We start from the raw sequence: 15,652 nt of genomic DNA on the forward strand, positions 1-15,652 counted from the left end.
CGACGAGCAGGCGGCCGCGGCCGAGGTGTGCCGCGAGGCGATGGCGACGGGCGCCGCCACCCTGGCCGCGGCCGAGGCCGACCTGCGCCAGGCCCAGGCGGCGGCCGCCACCGAGCGGGCCCAGCGGGCCTCGGTGGCCGCCCGGGTGAGCGAGGACGAGAAGCGGGCCGCCAACCTCGACAGCCAACTGTCGCTGCCCCTCGCCGCCCCCGAGGCCCCTGGGAGTACCGGCGACGGCGTCCCCGCCGACCTCGACACCGAACGCGACGACGTGGCCTGGGAGGGCCAGGCCCTGGCCGCCCGGCGGGCGCAGATCACGGCCCAGTCCGACGCTCTGGCCGCCCGCCAGGCCGACCTGCGCGGCCGCCTCCGCGACGGGGAGGCACGCATGGAGGCCCTGCGGGCGGCCCGCAGCCAGGCCGAGGTACGCGCCGGGCGCAGCCGCACCGACCTGACCCACGTCCGGCGGCTGTCGGCGGCCGTGGAGGCAGTGTCGTCCACCATCGACGAGCACCTGGCCGACCTCGAAGAACGTCGCCGGCGCCGGGCGGCCGCCACTCGCGAGCTGTCGGCCCGGCTGGCTTCGGCCCGCCAACTGCGGGCGGACACCGAGCGTTCCCTGGAGGAGTGCCGGGCAGCCGCCCGCCGGACCGAGATCGAGGGGGCCGAGACCCGGCTGCGCCTGGAGACGGCCGTGGAGGCCCTGCGCCGCGACCTCGACTGCGAGCCCGAGCAGGCCATGGCGGCCGAGTGCCCACCGCTGCCCGCGGGCACCAGCGCCGGTACCCGCGCCCGGGAGGTCGAGCGGGAGATCCGCCTGCTGGGGCCGGTGAACCCGCTGGCCGTCGAGGAGCTGACGGCCCTGCGGGAGCGGGAGGAGTTCCTCACGACCGAGATCGACGACGTGAAGACGACCCGCCGTGACCTGGCGCGGGTCATCCGCTCGGTGGAGGCGGAGATGACCGGGCTGCTGGCAGCCGCCTACGCCGACGTGGCCGAGAACTTCGTCTCTCTCTTCGAGACCCTCTTCCCGGGCGGCGAGGGGAGGTTGCGGCTGACCGACCCCGAGCACATCTTGGAGTCGGGGGTCGAGATCGAGGCCCGGCCCGGGGGCAAGAGCGCCCGCAAGCTGTCGCTGCTGTCGGGCGGCGAACGTTCGCTGTGCGCCATGGCCTTCCTGTTCGCCGTGTTCCGCAGCCGCCCGTCGCCCTTCTACCTGCTCGACGAGGTCGAGGCCGCCCTCGACGACGTCAACCTCCACCGGTTCCTGCGCCTGCTCGACGAGTTCCGGGCCGAGGCCCAGCTCGTGGTCGTATCCCACCAGAAGCGCACCATGGAGGCCGCCGACTGCCTGTTCGGCGTCACCATGGCCCCCGGCGGCTCGTCGCGCGTCCTCTCCGAACGGGTCACGACCACGGCCTAGTACGGCCTAGTCCAGCCGGGCGGCTAGCGGCTGGGGGTGCCGCCGGTGTCGATGCGGAAGGACTCGCCGATGCGCACCTTCAGCTCGGCCGCCCCGGACGTGACGCCCGCGGCCAGGACGTTGCTGGTGGCCACGTCGACCAGCCAGTAGGACACGCTGACCGACGCCACCGTGTGGAGCTTGTCGTCGAGCCACATGGGGCGGTCGGAGAAGAGCTGGTCGACCGAGCCGGCGGCCGCTTTGAGGAAGAGGACGCGCGAGATCTCCGGCGAGGTCCCGCCCTGGCCCCGCAGACCTTCGCGCAGGGAGGCGAGCACGATGGGCGAACGGTCGCCCCCAGCCGGGACGGCGTGGATGGTCACCAGGAAGGCGTCGATCGAGGTGAGGAGGGCGTCGACGGCCGCCCGCTCGACCGAGCCGTCCTTGGCCTTGTCGGCCGCGTCGTCCCGACCGTGGCGGGCCAGCGAACGTTCGTCCTCCCAGCGCCGGCGGTCGTCGTTTGTGGTGGTGGCCTCGGGGCTGTCGAGCTGGCGGGTCAACTGGTCGGCTCGGGCCTGGTCGGCCGCTCGGGCCTGGTCGTGGTCCGCCCTCTCGTGCTCGACGGTGGCCCGTAGGTCGGCCAGTTGGGACCGGCGCTCGCGCAGGCGGGCTTCCCGGCGGAACAGTTCGCCCTGCGGTACGAGCCGGAAGTCGTCGAGGCGGACGGGGCGGTTGCGCCTGGTCAGCTCGCGTGCGACCAGGGCAATAGCCGCGGTGTCGTCGACAGTCGCAGCCGAGCTCGACACCGACCGCTTGGGCGAGACCAGCGACAGCACCTGGGGGACGGCGGCGGCCACCGCCGTGGCCACCCCGGCAGCGGCCGCAGCCACCGAGGCGGAGGGAGTGGCCGCGCCCGTGGCCCAGGGGCCGATACCGGCCTGGGCCGGGGCGGCCGACCTGGCCGACTTGGCCGACTTGGCCGGCCGGGCGCTCAGCAGCTTGTCGGCGGCCGCCGTGAGGTAGGCGAGCCCGTTGGCCACCTCGACGTAGGGGGCGTCGGAAGCCACCAGGTCGGGGTCGGTCGTGAGCAGGACGGGTTCGTCGCGCACGAGGTGGCGTTCGACGTCCTCGGCCAGTTCGGCGGCTGCCGTGGTCAGGGCCCGGTGGGCCAACACCGAACTGAAGACCGCCTTGTCGCCCTTGACATCGGTCGTCCCGCCCTCGACTTTGCTCAGGTCGGGCACGAACCCCGCCACCTGCGCGGCCCGGGCGTCGGCCGCCGCCTTGTCGGCGTCGGCCTGGGCCTTGCGGGCCTCGGCCTCCCGCTTGAGACGGGCGGGTTCGCCCGCCAGGGCGGCGGCCTCATGCTCGGCCTTGGCCGCGGCCGCCTGGGCCGACCGGGCCTCGGCCTCGGCCTTGTCGGCCGCGGCCCGCGCTAACCGCCCCGCATCATCCATCCGATCCCCTCCTGCCTACTTCACCGCGACGTCCACCCGCCTGCCCGCTCCGGCGCCCGCCGGTCCGGGGACATCTGATCCCCCGGCACCGGGCGAGGGTACCCCTGGGTCATCCGGCCACGCCCGCGAAGCGGAGCAGGTCGGCCATGGTGAAGTCCCCAGGCGTGGCCGCCGGCAGTTCGGGCCGCCACGCGGGCGCCTTGCGCAGGAACGACGAGGGGTCACCCTCGAGCATGCCGACCAACACCTCGGCCACGATCCGCCCGCCTGTGGGGCCCAGGCGGAGCCCCTCTCCGACCACCTCGGCCTCCTTCAGGAGCCAGAAGTAGAGGGGCGTCTCGCCCGGGCCCACGCCCAGCTCGGCGTCGGGGACCGACGTGCCCATGGCGGCCGCCACCGCCTGGCCCGACGGCAGTTGCAGCGCCCGGCCCCGCAGCAGGTTGAGCAGCGCGAGCGAGCGCCGGGGCCCGTCGACGCTCGTGGGCAGGTGATGGAGGGGCGGGGCCAGGTGGGTGTCGATCTTGCGGCTCGGCTGGGGTGGGGTCGGGGCCAGGGGGAAGAAGAACGACCAGTCCAGCGTCCACTTCTCGGGTAGCGGCCGGAAGCCGCCGAGGTGCTGGAGCGGGTGGGGCGTCATGGCCGGCGAGAACATGGCGATCGGTTCGAGCTCGCGGTTGAGCACGTAGTCGGAGCGGACCATCGAGTGGCCGAACCGGTAGGCCGCGGCCGAGAACTCGACGGGCACCCACGGCTTGCGCCGCCACGAGTAGAAGCGCAGGTCGGCCCGCAGGCCTCCGGTGCGGGGGTCGCGTACCAGCACCTCGTCGAGCACGTCGGGCCCGACCAGGCGGCGCAGGAAGTCGTTGAGCACGATCCACTGGTAGTGCCAGCAGGTGAGGCGGCGGGCCTCGTCCTCCAGCTCGGGCCCGGGGAAGAACCGCCCTCGCAGGTGGTCGACGACCGCGTTGTGGAACCGCACGAATGCCAGGTGGAGCTGGGCCACGATCACGTGCACGTCGTTGCGGGGGTCGCCGATCAGCGCCCGGCCCTGCTGGTTGCGGGGCAGGTCGGCGGGGTCGGTGTGGGGGCCGGTGTTGGTGCCCACCAGCAGCTTGGCCGGGTCCTCCTCGTCGTAGAGGAACGGCGTCTGGCGCCGCCCACCCCCATACAACGAGTCGAGGTCGAACCGGGGGGTGCGGAACGTGGACAGGGCGTCGGGGTCGTTGTCGCGTTCGAGGACCGACGCCGGGTCGAACGTGATGTCGTGGTCGACGAACTGGCCCAGGTAGGTGTACCCCGAGGGGATGGCCGGGTTGTCGCCCTCGGGCGACGACGCCTGGCCGGCCGGGGCCACCATCTTCACGGCCAGGGTGCCCAGCTCGGCGTCGGTCGACCGCAGCGGGGGGAGCGTACGGAACAGGCGCCCGAAACGGCCCTCCGCGGAACTGGACCGCACGACGTGGTCCGCCCCCCGCGGCGCGGCCGCCCCGTGGTGGTCGTACACCTCGGCCCCGTCCGCCTCGGCTGGGAACCCTTCGTCCACGCCCTCACCGCCTCCCGCCCGGGCATTGTCGCACAGGCCGCGCCGCCCCGACCGGGCCGGGCGGTACCGTCGAGCTTGGGCATGGACTACCGCAAACTCGACCCCGCGCTGGCCTCGGCCCTGGCCCGCCTGGCCACCCGCCCCCCCGGCCCTGACCCCGGAACGGCTGGCCCCGGCCCCGGCTCCGGCCCCGGCCCCGGAACCGGCGCCCCCAGCCCCGGCCCTGACCCGGGAACGGCTGGCCCCGGCTCCGGCTCCGGCCCCGCCCCCGGAACCGGCGCCCCCAGCCCCGGCTCCGGCTCGGGACCAGCGGCCGGCCCCGGCCCCGGTCCGGTCGCCGTGCGGGGTCGTGCTGGCGGGGGAGCGAGCGGTGGGGACGCGCAGGCCGGTGGCGAACGGTCCCTGGGAGACGTCGCCGGCCCTCGGCTGGCGGTGTTCGTGCACCTGAACCCTGACGTGGCCGACGACGAGCTGGCCGCCCTGGCCGGGCTGGGGCTGGGCCCGGGTTCCCGCCAGGGGGCGGTGGCGACAGCCGACCTCTCGCCCGAGCAGGTGAGCCTGCTGTCCGACCAGCGGGCCGTCCGCCAGATCCGCCTTTCGGGCCCTCTCGACCTGCTCGGGGACCGCTGAGGGGGCCGAGGGGCAGGCCCCTCTGACTCAGTAGCGTGTACGGGCGATGGAGCTCGTAATCCTGATGGTCGTCACCCTCGTCATCACGGGCCTGATCGCGGCCGCGATCGCGTCCCGGCCCCGCCGCCGAGCCAAGGGCGACCTGGAGCCACCGCCGGCCCCGCCCAAGAAGGTCGCCCCCGGCCGGGCCGCCCCGCCCAAGCGCGAGCGCGCCCGGGGTGGTGGCCCGTCCGCCGAGGAGCTCGAACGCCAGGCCGCCGAGGTGGTGGCCGAGGCCGAGGCCCTGCTGGCCGCGGCCCAGCCCCAGCCCGAGCCCGAGGAGGAGAGCCCGGCGCCCGCGCCCGGCCTGGAGGCCGTCCCTGAGGAGGAGCCGGACGCGGAGGTCGAGGCCCCGGTCCGGCCCCGGTTCCGCGACCGGTTGGGTAAGGCCCGTTCGCTGCTGGCCGGCTACCTGGGCTCGGTCCGGTCCAAGGAGAAGATCGACGACGAGACGTGGGACGACCTCGAGGAGGCCCTGGTGCGGGCCGACGTGGGCGTCAAGATGGCGTCGTCGATGCTCGACGAGCTGAAGGGACGGGTGAAGCGGGAGGGCATCATCAGCCCCACCGAGCTGGTCGAGGCGCTCAAGGCTGACCTCAAGAAGTCGCTGGTGGTGGCCGACCGCACCCTGCGCTACGAGCCCGGGGTACCCAACGTGTGGCTGTTCGTGGGGGTCAACGGGGTGGGCAAGACGACCACCATCGGAAAAGTCGGCGCCCAGCAGGTGTCCGAGGGACGGTCGGTGATCATGGCCGCGGGTGACACGTTCCGGGCGGCGGCCGCCGAACAGCTCGAACTGTGGTCCCGCCGGGTCGGGGCGCAGCTGGTGCGGGGGGCCGAGGGTGGCGACCCCGGGTCGGTGGTGTTCGACGCCGTGGAGCGGGCCGCCGCCCGCCACGTCGACCTGGTTCTGGCCGACACCGCCGGGCGCCTGCACACCAAGGTCAACCTCATGGAGGAGCTGCGCAAGGTGCGCCGGGTGGCCGACAAGCCCCCGGGCCGGGTCACCGAGGTCCTGCTGGTGATAGACGCCACCACCGGCCAGAACGGGCTCACCCAGGCCCGCCAGTTCACCGAGGCCGTCGAGGTCACGGGCGTCGTGCTCACCAAGCTCGACGGCACGGCCAAGGGCGGCATCGCCCTGGCCATCCAGACCGACCTCGGCATCCCCATCAAGCTCGTGGGCCTGGGCGAGTCGGCCGCCGACCTCGTGGCGTTCGACCCCGACGAGTTCGTCGAAGCCCTGTTCAACTGACCGAGCTCGCCGAACCGGTGTACGAAACGCGCCACAACTGGCGCGATTGCCACACCGCAACCTGCACGGCCCCGAGCCGTTACCGGCGCTCGAGGACGATGGGCGCCTCGACGAGGTGCGGCGCCGGCGCCCGGCCGTCGGGCACGAGCCACGGGGCGTGGGGCTCGGCCCCGGGGTCGAAGCGCCACCGGCGGCCGGCGCGCTCCACCCCGATGGGGTAGACGGTCAGGTCGCCGCTCGGGCCGACGTGGAGCCGCAGGAAGTTCTTCTGGTCGGCGTGGTGGAGCGGGGCGAAGGCCTCGTTGGCGTGAAAGCCCATGTGGTTGGTGGCCCACAGGTAGGCGGAGACACCCAGTACGCCGCCGACCCCGCCGAACACCCACACCAGGGCCAGGAAGGCGAGCAGCGAAGGGGCCCCGTCGAAGGGCGATGCCAGCGCCGAGGCGACCACGATGACCAGGGCCAGACCGCCCGTCTGCAGGGCTGAGTGGCCGAGGGCGATGACGACCCTGGGCAGGCCCCGGGCGTCGTGGGCCAGGCGGATCATAGCCCCGAACAAGGCGATGACCGACACGATGAGCAGGAAGGCCGAGGGGCTCTGCCACAGCGCCCGCACCAGGTCGGCGAACCCGACGCCCTGGTGGGCGTCGGACAGGTGGAGGTTGAGCATGAACACCACCAGCACCTGCACCGCGCCCAGGGCGGCGGCCAGGGGCAGGTTGTAAGCCGGCAGCAGCCACACCCGCTTGCGCAGGCGGCGGGAGAAGGCCTCCGACGGGTAGACGGCCGCCTTTGCGAAGGCACGGCCCCCGTTGTCGCCCGGTGGCTCGACCGTCTCGGCCAGCCCGTGGGTGGGATGCAGGAACGAGCCGCCGCCGCCGGCCGTGACCAGGTGGCGCTCGCCGCCCGCCTCGGCGTAGCGGCAGTAGTGGTGGCGGCCGCTCTTGAGGTAGAGCGTGACCCGTCCCCCGGCGGGGGCCACGACCTCGCGCTCGAGGTAAGCCAGCGTCCGGTCCGAGCACACCTCGGAGCTGCGCCGGCCGCTCTCGACCTCCTTGGCCATGCAGACCACGACCTGGTCGCCGTCCGCCATCTCCTGGGCGGCCTCGGCGAAGTACGCCAACTGGGACTCGTCGAGGAAGTCCCCGAACTGGGTGTCGATCCCCCAGAGCCACCACCGATGGGGGAGCCGGACGGCGAAGTAGCTCCGGCTCTGGATGGTCTGGCGGCCCCCGATAGGGCGGCGGCGGCAGAACACGTTGACGAAGTTGACCAGCCCGTCGTACCAGTCGTGGCTGCCGGGGATGGCGAGCAGCTCGGGGGGCCGGCCCGGGGGCGGGCACGGCAGCGCCGCCCGGTAGGGCCCGAGCAGGCGGTTCTCGTACTGGGTGCGGGTGGGGACGGGGTACACCTGGTCGCCGCCCATCACCAGCAAGGGGCCCCGGGGAAGGTGGTGAGCCTGGCCGTCGAGCTCCACGTCAATGTGGTCCTGGGACAGGAGCCAGGCGACCGTGTAGGTCGAGTTCCACCCGTCGCCCAGGTCGGCGACGTAGTCGAACCACAGCTCGTCGCCGGCCGAGCGGTCGTACACCTCGGCGGCCATGTGGACCTGGAGCTCGCGGCTGTCGGTGTAGGACGTGGTGAAGCCCGAGGCCACCACCCGGGCGGCCGTGCCCAGCAGTTGGTGGGGGTCGAGCCAGCGCACCATCGGCCGGCGCACGAACCCCAGCTCGCCGTCGTGGCGAGGGCGGACCAACGTCGGGGGGGCGGAGGGGCGCGGCGACCTCTCGTCTGGTCGAGCCTCGGGCATGCCACCTCCTCGGCGGTAGGAAGGCGACGGGGGTGGCCGCCGGGCCATTGTAGGGGCGCGGTATGGCCCCGGTACGGCGCCTACGAGACCGCAGCCGTCAACCGCCGCCGGCCGGCCGGTCGGGTGACTTCGGGCGTGCACCGAGCACCCGTGGCTTTCCGCCTTCCACTCGCGGGGCGGGGTACGAGGGCGCAGACACCTCCTATCCATGTCGCAGCAGGCGGGTGGCGCGCCACGCGTACGTCAGAAACGGAGACGAACGAGAGTGAGTAAAAATGTACCGGAGAGGTTCAATTTTACTCAATCGTCGTGTAGGCGCGGTGGGCCGGGTGTTGTCAGGGCGGCCGCTACCCTGGTCGGGCCATGTTCGACTCGTTGAGCGAGCGGTTCGAGACCATCTTCAAGCGCGTCCGGGGGCGGGGGCGGCTGGGGGAGAAGGACGTCGAGGAGATCCTGCGGGAGATCCGCCTGGCCCTGCTGGAGGCCGACGTCAACTTCAAGGTCGTCAAGGCCATGGTCGACCGCATCCGCGAGCAGTGCATCGGGGCCGACCTGTCGGCCAGCCTCACGCCCGCCCAGCAGGTCGTCAAGATCGTCAACCAGGAACTGGTCAACATCCTGGGGGGCCAGACCCTGCGGATCACCTACGCCTCCCGGCCGCCGACGGTGGTCATGCTGGCCGGCCTGCAGGGGTCGGGCAAGACGACCACCGCCGGCAAGCTGGCCCGCTGGTTCCGCCAGCAGGGCCGCCACCCCATGCTGGTGGGGGCCGACCTCCAGCGCCCGGCGGCCGTGCAGCAGCTCACGGTGCTGGCCGGCCAGGTGGGGGTACCCGTCTTCTCCGAGCCGACCGACCCGGTCATGGTGGCCAAGGCGGGGCTGGCCGAGGCCCAGCGCCGGGGCCGCGACGTGCTGATCGTCGACACCGCCGGGCGCCTGCACGTCGACGCCGACCTGATGGACGAGGCCCGGGCCATCTCCGAGGCCGTCAGCCCCGACTACACGTTCTTGGTGGTCGACGCCATGACCGGCCAGGACGCCGTCAACGTGGCCGAGTCGTTCCACGCCGCCCTGGAGATCGACGGGGTCATCCTCACCAAGCTCGACGGCGACGCCCGGGGCGGCGCCGCCCTGTCGGTCAAGGAGGTCATCGGCAAGCCCATCGCCTTCGCCTCGGTGGGCGAGAAGCTGGCCGACTTCGAGCCGTTCCACCCCGACCGCATGGCGTCGCGCATCTTGGGCATGGGCGACATGCTCACGCTGATCGAGAAGGCCGAGCAGGCGTTCGAGCGCGAGCAGGCCCAGGTGACGGCCGAAAAGCTCACGACCGGCCAGTTCACGCTGGAGGACTTCCTCGAGCAGATGCAGCAGATCAAGAAGATGGGGCCCCTGCAGAACCTTGTCGGTATGCTTCCCGGGGTACCCAAGGAACTGAAGAAGGCCGAGATCGACGACCGGGAGATCGCCAGGGTTGAGGCGATCATCCGTTCGATGACCCCGGAGGAGCGCCGGGACCCGTCGTTGATGAACGGTTCCCGTCGCCTGCGGGTGGCCAACGGCAGCGGTAACACCACTTCCGAGGTCAACCAACTGCTCAAGCAGTTCAAGGACATGCAGAAGATGATGAGGATGCTCGGCAAGGGTGGCCGGAAGGGTCGGGGCGGCCCTCCTTCGTTGGCCGGCCTCAACTAGAGGAGAACGAATGGCAGTCAAGCTGCGCCTCGTGCGCATGGGCAAGAAGAAGCAGCCGACCTACCGGCTCGTGGCGGCCGACGCCCGTTCGCCGCGCGACGGCCGGTTCATCGAGATCGTCGGCACCTACGACCCCCGGGTCGAGCCGTCGGCCGTCAAGGTCGACAACGACAAGGCCGTGGGGTGGCTGCGCCAGGGCGCCCAGCCCACCGACCGCGCCCGCAAGCTCCTGGAGATCTCGGGGGCCTGGGCCCAGTACAAGGGCACGGGCCCCGCCCCCTCTCCGGCGGCCGCTGCCGAGCCCGCGGCCCAGTCGTGACCGACCAGCCGGTGGCCGAGGACGACGACGACCTCGAGGACGGCGAGTTCGACGACGAGTTGGACGACGACGCGGACGACGACCTCGACGATGACGACGAGTTGGGCGACGACGAGGACGACGACGACGACGACGAGGACGAGGACGAGGACGACGACGACGACGAGGACGACGACGGCCCGGACGGGAACCGGCGGGCGGGGGCGCTGCCCATCGCCATGTTGGAGTACGTGGCCAAGTCGCTGGTCGACGACCCCGAGTCGGTCGTGGTCGACGTCGAAGAGGGCCGCCGGGCGCTGACCCTGCGCCTGCACGTCGACCCGTCGGACATGGGCCGGGTCATCGGCCGGCGGGGCCGGGTGGCCCAGGCCATCCGCACCGTCGTACGTGCGGCCGGCGCCCGCGAGGGCACGGAGACCGTCGTCGACATTGTCGACTGAGGGCCCCGGCCTCCTGGAGGTCGGGGTGGTGGTCAAGCCCCACGGGCTGCGTGGCGAGGTGGCCGTCGAGGCCGTCACCAACCGGCCCGAGGCCCGGTTCGTGGCCGGCTCGGTGCTGGAGTCCGACGCCGGGCCCATGGAGGTGCTGGCCGCCCGTCCTCACCAGGGCCGGTGGTTGGTGACCTTCGCCGGGGTGACCGACCGCAACGGGGCCGAGGTCCTGCGGGGCCGTTCGTTGCGGGCCGAGCCCCTCGACGAAGAAGGCGCCTTGTGGGCCCACGACCTCGTCGGGTCCGAGGTGGTGGGTACCGACGGCCGCGTCCACGGCACGGTCCTCGCCTTGGAGGCCAACCCCGCCTCCGACCTGCTGGTGCTCGAAGGTGAACGCCTGGTGCCCCTGGTCTTCGTCGTGTCCCAGTCCCCGGGCCGGGTGGTGATCGATCCCCCGGCCGGCCTGCTCGACTAGCGGTGGGCCCGGGCCCCGGCTCCTGGACGACCGTGAAGTAGGCGGGCCGTCGCCTCATGACCTGGCACCTTCGCCCTCCCCGGCGAGCGGCGCACCGCCAACGCTGCTATGCCTAGTCCCTTGCCAAGCCCGGGCCCGGTCGTACGCATCGACGTGTTCACGGTGCTGCCCCAACTGCTGGAGCCGGCGTTCTCGGCCAGCCTGCTGGGGCGGGCCCGGGAGAAGGGGGTCGTGGAGGTCAACGTCCACGACGTGCGCCATCACACGACCGATCGGCACCGTTCGGTCGACGACACGCCCTTCGGCGGGGGGGCGGGCATGGTGCTGGCCCCCGAGCCCATCTTCCGGGCGGTGGAGGCCGTCGGACCACCCCGGCCCCTGCTGTTGCTGGGCCCCGGCGGCCGCCGGTTCGACCAGGCATGGGCCGCCCAACTGGCCGGCTCGGGAGGCTTCTCCCTGCTGTGCGGGCGCTACGAGGGGGTGGACGAGCGGGTTCGTGACCACTTGTGCGACGGCGAGCTCTCCATCGGCGACTACGTGCTGGCCGGGGGAGAGGCGGCCGCCCTCGTGGTCGTGGAGGCCGTCACCCGCCTGGTCCCAGGGGTGATGGGCAACGACGCGTCGGCCGAGGACGAGTCCTTCAGCGACGGCCTGCTGGAGTACCCCCACTACACCCGGCCGGCCGACTTCCGGGGATGGACGGTGCCCGAGGTGCTGCGTTCGGGGGACCACGGACGGGTGGCCCGCTGGCGCCGGGCCCAGGCCCTGGCCCGGACCCTGGCCGATCGCCCCGACCTGATCGAAGCCCGGGGAGGCCTGAGCCCCGACGACCGCCGCCTGCTGGACGAGTTCGGCCTGAGCGGCGGGCCCTGAGCGGCGGGCCCTGCGCGGGCTCGCCGGCGATCGGAAGGCCGTCTCGGGAGGCGCTGGCCGGCGCGTTGACCTATCCTGGTGGTCCCCCGGCGGACCCGCCGAAGCCACAGACGAAGCGCAGGAGCCTGCCGCGCCATGAACCCCACAGATCTTGTCGACCGTGCGTCCCTTCGCGACGACCTGCCCGAGTTCGGCCCCGGTGACACCCTCAAGGTGCACGTCCGGGTGGTGGAGGGCAACCGGGAGCGCATCCAGGTGTTCCAGGGAGCCGTCGTCCGCCGGCAGGGCTCGGGGGTGCGCGAGACGTTCTCGGTCCGCAAGGTGAGCTTCGGGGTGGGTGTGGAGCGCACGTTCCCCGTCCACTCGCCCATCATCTCGACCATCGAGGTCGTGACCCGGGGCGACGTGCGCCGGGCCAAGCTCTACTACCTGCGTGACCGGGTGGGCCGGGCGGCGAAGATCAAGGAGAAGCGCACGGCGCGTTGAGCGCGTCCGACCCTCCGGCCGAGGCAGACCAGCGGCGGCCCCGCCGGGCAGTCGCGTTCCTGAGGGAGGTGGTCATCCTCCTCACGGTCGCCTTGGTGATCGCCATGGGCATCAAGACGTTCGTGGCCCAGGCGTTCTACATACCGTCGGGTTCGATGCAGCCCCAGTTGGAGGTGGGCGACCGGATCGTCGTCTCGAAGCTGTCCTACCGGCTGCACGAACCTCGGCGGGGCGACGTGGTGGTCTTCGACTCGCCCCATCCCCAGCCCCCCGACCGGTCCAACCTCCTGGCCAGGGCCGTGCGGTCGGTGGGTGAGGCCATCGGGGTAGCCGCCCCGTCGACCGACGAGTTCGTCAAGCGGGTGATCGGCCTGCCGGGCGAGACCGTCGAGGGCCGGGGGGGGACGATCTATGTGAACGGGCGCGAACTGGTCGAGCCCTACCTGCCCGAGGCCGGGCCGAACGGGGACTTCGCTCCGGTGATCGTGCCCGACAACGCCGTGTTCGTCATGGGGGACAACCGCTCGAACTCGGCCGACAGCCGGGTGTTCGGGCCCATCGAGACGTCGACGATCGTGGGCCGGGCGGTGGTGCGGGTGTGGCCCGTGCCCACCATGGCCTTTCTGTAGGGCGGCGGCGTTGGCCCGGCCCGACCCGTAGAGTGGAGCAATGAGCAGCGAAGACCTAGAGCGCTACGAGACCGAGATGGAGCTCCAGCTCTACAAGGAGTACCGCGACGTGCTCCCGCTGTTCTCCTACGTGGTCGAGACCGAGCGCCGGTTCTACCTGGCCAACCGGGTCGACATGCAGCTCAAGGAGTCCGAAGGGCGCAGCCACCTCGAGCTCGAGCTGCACGACGCCTGGGTGTGGGACATCTACCGCCCCGGTCCGGCCCGGTTCGTGGCCTCGGTGCGGGTGGTCACCTTCAAAGACGTCAACGTCGAAGAGGTCCGGTCCACGGAGTAGGGGGCCTCGGTGACCCAGGCCCGGCGGTCTCTAGGCCGCAGCGGGGAAGACCAGGTGGCCGCGTGGTACGAGGCCGCGGGTTACCTGGTCGTCGTGCGCAACTGGCGGTGCCGAGACGGCGAGCTCGACCTGGTGGTGCGCCAGGGGCGGACCTATGTGTTCTGCGAGGTCAAGACCCGCACGAGTGACGCTTTCGGCCTGCCCGTCGAAGCCGTGGGCCGGGCCAAGCAGAACCGGGTGCGGCGGCTGGCGGCCCGCTGGCTGGCCGAGAACGAAGTGAAGGCCATCGGCATCCGTTTCGACGTGGCGTCGGTGATGGCCGGCCAGATCGAGGTGCTCGAAGGCGCCTTCTGACCACTCGGGCTGGGTCTCAGGCGGCTGGTGCTTCAACCCTCCCCAGGGCGCCCGATCTGGCGGCGCGGGCGAAGTCGCTATCCGGCCTATGACGCTGTCACACCCCTTCCTGTAGGATCTCACCACGCTTCGAGAGGCCGGCGGTCCGGCCCTCCCTGGGGAACGTCTGCCCGTTGGGAGGTCCGCCGGTGATCGCAATGGTGCCGTCCGCCACGCTGCTGGGCGTCAAGGGGCGCCCGGTGGCCGTCGAGGTCCACGTGTCCAACGGGTTGCCGGGGTTCACGGTCGTCGGCCTGCCCGACGCCGCCTGCCGCGAGTCGCGCGACCGCGTGCGGGCCGCTCTGATGTCGAGCCAGCTCCCGTGGCCCGTCAAGCGGGTCACCGTCAACCTGGCGCCCACCGGTATCCGCAAGGGCGGCCCCGGGCTCGACCTGGCCATCGCCGTCGCCCTCCTGGTGGCCGACGGCGCCGTCCCGGGCCAGGCCGTCGAGGGCATGTCGTTCCTGGGCGAGCTCGGCCTCGACGGCAGCCTGCGGGCCGTCCCCGGGGTGGTCCCCATGGTCGGCTCGATGACCTCACCCACCGTGGTCGTGCCCCGGGCGTGCGCCCACGAGGCCGCCCTGCTGGGCCGTCACGAGGTGCGCTGCGCGTCGAGCGTGGGCGAGCTGGTGCGTTGCCTGCTGGGGGAGGAGGTGTGGCCCGAGCCCCCCGACCGCTCGGCCGGTGGGCAGTCGGGGCCGGGCCTGGGCGGGCCGGGCTCGGGTGGGTTGGCCGCCGTCGACCTGGCTGACGTGCGGGGCCAGCCTGTGGGGCGCACGGCCTTGGAGGTGTGCGCCGCCGGCGGCCACCACCTGCTCCTGTGCGGGCCGCCTGGTTCTGGCAAGACGATGCTGGCCCGTCGCCTGCCCGGGCTCCTGCCCTCGCTGGAGGCGGGCGAGGCGCTGGAGGCCACGTGCGTCCACTCGGCCGCAGGTGTGAGCTTGCCGGCCGGTGGCCTGGTCCGCCAGCCGCCCTTTCGGGCCCCTCACCATGGGGCGTCGGCCGTGGCCCTCATCGGCGGGGGGTCGGCGTGGATGCGGCCCGGGGAGATCTCGCTGGCCCACGCGGGCGTGCTGTTCCTCGACGAGCTGGGCGAGTTCCCGGCGTCCGTCCTCGACTCCCTGCGCCAGCCGTTGGAGGAGGGCGTCGTGCGCCTGTCTCGGGCCCGGGGCAGCGTCGAGATGCCAGCCCGCTTCCTCCTGGTGGCGGCCACCAACCCGTGCCCGTGCGGGCGGGGCGGGGCCGACGGCGGCTGCCGGTGCGGCCCGGCTGCCCGCCTGCGCTACCGCCGGCGCCTGTCGGGCCCGCTCCTCGACCGCTTCGACCTGCGGGTGGTCGTGTCCCGGCCCGACCCCACCATCTTGGTAGGCGGGGGTGAGGGTGAGACCACGGCGGTCGTCGCCGAGCGGGTGGGCGAGGTCCGCGCCCGCGCCCAGGAGCGGGGGGTGCGCTGCAACGCCGAGCTGCCCGCCAACCGCCTCGACGAGCTCGCGCCCTTGACGCCGGCAGCCGCGTCGATGCTGGAGTTCAAGCTGCGGGCCGGCACCCTCAGCGGCCGTGGCCTCCACCGGATCAGGCGGGTGGCCCGCACCCTGGCCGACCTGGCCGGCGAGGGCGAAGTCGTCGGTGAGGAACACGTGTGCCTGGCCCTCGGCCTCCGGGGCGAGGTCATCGCCGACGAGGCCGTGGCATGACGGCCCCCCCGCCCGCCCCCGGGGCCGGGGCGGGGACCACAGGCGCGTCGTCGGTCGCGGCCGGGGCCGGCGGTGGGGGCGGGGCTTCCGCGGCCGGGGCGGGGACCACAGGCGCGTCGTCGGTCGCGGCCGGGGCGGGCGGTGGGGGCCGGGCTTCCGGGGCCGGGGCGGGGGCCACAGGCGCGTC

The 15,652-nt window shown here is 73.1% G+C and carries 17 protein-coding genes; 14 read left to right on the forward strand and 3 right to left on the reverse strand.

From position 1 onward, the window contains the following. Positions 1 to 1,423, forward strand: a 1,423-nt coding sequence (locus AB1673_16150; protein ID MEW6155496.1) for an AAA family ATPase, incomplete at its 5' end; no start/stop codon positions are given. Between the two features lie 23 nt (positions 1,424 to 1,446). Here AB1673_16150 and AB1673_16155 read toward each other — a convergent pair. Together AB1673_16155 and AB1673_16160 are read right to left on the reverse strand one after the other, a co-directional pair. After that, a complete protein-coding gene (locus AB1673_16155; protein ID MEW6155497.1) occupies positions 1,447 to 2,859 on the reverse strand; it encodes a hypothetical protein in 1,413 nt (470 codons plus the stop codon). Between the two features lie 109 nt (positions 2,860 to 2,968). Further along, a complete protein-coding gene (locus AB1673_16160; GenBank protein ID MEW6155498.1) occupies positions 2,969 to 4,402 on the reverse strand; it encodes a heme peroxidase family protein in 1,434 nt (477 codons plus the stop codon). Positions 4,403 to 4,741: 339 nt separating this feature from the next. Between AB1673_16160 and AB1673_16165 the strand changes: the two genes are divergently transcribed. Together AB1673_16165 and ftsY are read left to right on the forward strand one after the other, a co-directional pair. After that, the gene (locus tag AB1673_16165) at positions 4,742 to 5,032 is read left to right on the forward strand and encodes a hypothetical protein (GenBank protein ID MEW6155499.1); all 291 of its coding nucleotides are present in this window, start codon (positions 4,742 to 4,744) and stop codon (positions 5,030 to 5,032) included. 46 nt (positions 5,033 to 5,078) lie between these two features. Further along, complete coding sequence (ftsY, locus tag AB1673_16170; protein ID MEW6155500.1) at positions 5,079 to 6,326, forward strand: signal recognition particle-docking protein FtsY; 1,248 nt, start codon at positions 5,079 to 5,081, stop codon at positions 6,324 to 6,326. Positions 6,327 to 6,405: 79 nt separating this feature from the next. On the opposite strand, the gene AB1673_16175 is transcribed toward ftsY, so the two are convergent. After that, complete coding sequence (locus tag AB1673_16175) at positions 6,406 to 8,082, reverse strand: metallophosphoesterase (GenBank protein MEW6155501.1); 1,677 nt, start codon at positions 8,080 to 8,082, stop codon at positions 6,406 to 6,408. 417 nt (positions 8,083 to 8,499) lie between these two features. Between AB1673_16175 and ffh the strand changes: the two genes are divergently transcribed. From ffh to AB1673_16230, 11 genes are all read left to right on the forward strand, one after another. Then, complete coding sequence (gene ffh / locus AB1673_16180; protein MEW6155502.1) at positions 8,500 to 9,828, forward strand: signal recognition particle protein; 1,329 nt, start codon at positions 8,500 to 8,502, stop codon at positions 9,826 to 9,828. Positions 9,829 to 9,838: 10 nt separating this feature from the next. Then, complete coding sequence (gene rpsP / locus AB1673_16185) at positions 9,839 to 10,147, forward strand: 30S ribosomal protein S16 (protein ID MEW6155503.1); 309 nt, start codon at positions 9,839 to 9,841, stop codon at positions 10,145 to 10,147. Then, entirely contained in the window at positions 10,144 to 10,587 is a 444-nt protein-coding gene (locus AB1673_16190) for a KH domain-containing protein (GenBank protein ID MEW6155504.1), read from the forward strand. Before rpsP ends, AB1673_16190 begins: the two co-directional genes overlap by 4 nt. Continuing rightward, the gene (gene rimM / locus AB1673_16195; GenBank protein ID MEW6155505.1) at positions 10,577 to 11,053 is read left to right on the forward strand and encodes a ribosome maturation factor RimM; all 477 of its coding nucleotides are present in this window, start codon (positions 10,577 to 10,579) and stop codon (positions 11,051 to 11,053) included. Before AB1673_16190 ends, rimM begins: the two co-directional genes overlap by 11 nt. Positions 11,054 to 11,173: 120 nt before the next feature. Continuing rightward, positions 11,174 to 11,926, forward strand: coding sequence for a tRNA (guanosine(37)-N1)-methyltransferase TrmD (gene trmD, locus AB1673_16200; protein ID MEW6155506.1), 753 nt, complete (start codon positions 11,174 to 11,176; stop codon positions 11,924 to 11,926). Positions 11,927 to 12,061: 135 nt separating this feature from the next. Further along, complete coding sequence (gene rplS, locus AB1673_16205; GenBank protein ID MEW6155507.1) at positions 12,062 to 12,412, forward strand: 50S ribosomal protein L19; 351 nt, start codon at positions 12,062 to 12,064, stop codon at positions 12,410 to 12,412. After that, positions 12,409 to 13,041: a signal peptidase I gene (lepB, locus tag AB1673_16210; protein MEW6155508.1), complete on the forward strand. Its 633-nt coding sequence runs from the start codon at positions 12,409 to 12,411 to the stop codon at positions 13,039 to 13,041. Before rplS ends, lepB begins: the two co-directional genes overlap by 4 nt. A gap of 40 nt (positions 13,042 to 13,081) precedes the next feature. Beyond that, positions 13,082 to 13,378 carry a DUF2469 family protein gene (locus AB1673_16215; protein ID MEW6155509.1) on the forward strand — a complete coding sequence of 99 codons (297 nt, stop codon included), beginning with the start codon at positions 13,082 to 13,084 and terminating at the stop codon, positions 13,376 to 13,378. Between the two features lie 9 nt (positions 13,379 to 13,387). Beyond that, a complete protein-coding gene (locus tag AB1673_16220) occupies positions 13,388 to 13,732 on the forward strand; it encodes a YraN family protein (GenBank protein ID MEW6155510.1) in 345 nt (114 codons plus the stop codon). A gap of 188 nt (positions 13,733 to 13,920) precedes the next feature. Then, positions 13,921 to 15,465 carry a YifB family Mg chelatase-like AAA ATPase gene (locus AB1673_16225; GenBank protein ID MEW6155511.1) on the forward strand — a complete coding sequence of 515 codons (1,545 nt, stop codon included), beginning with the start codon at positions 13,921 to 13,923 and terminating at the stop codon, positions 15,463 to 15,465. After that, positions 15,462 to 15,652, forward strand: a 191-nt coding sequence (locus tag AB1673_16230) for a hypothetical protein (GenBank protein MEW6155512.1), incomplete at its 3' end; no start/stop codon positions are given. The genes AB1673_16225 and AB1673_16230, both read left to right, overlap by 4 nt.

It is taken from the genome of Actinomycetota bacterium, assembly GCA_040754375.1.
Lineage (GTDB): Bacteria > Actinomycetota > Acidimicrobiia > Acidimicrobiales > AC-14 > JBFMCT01.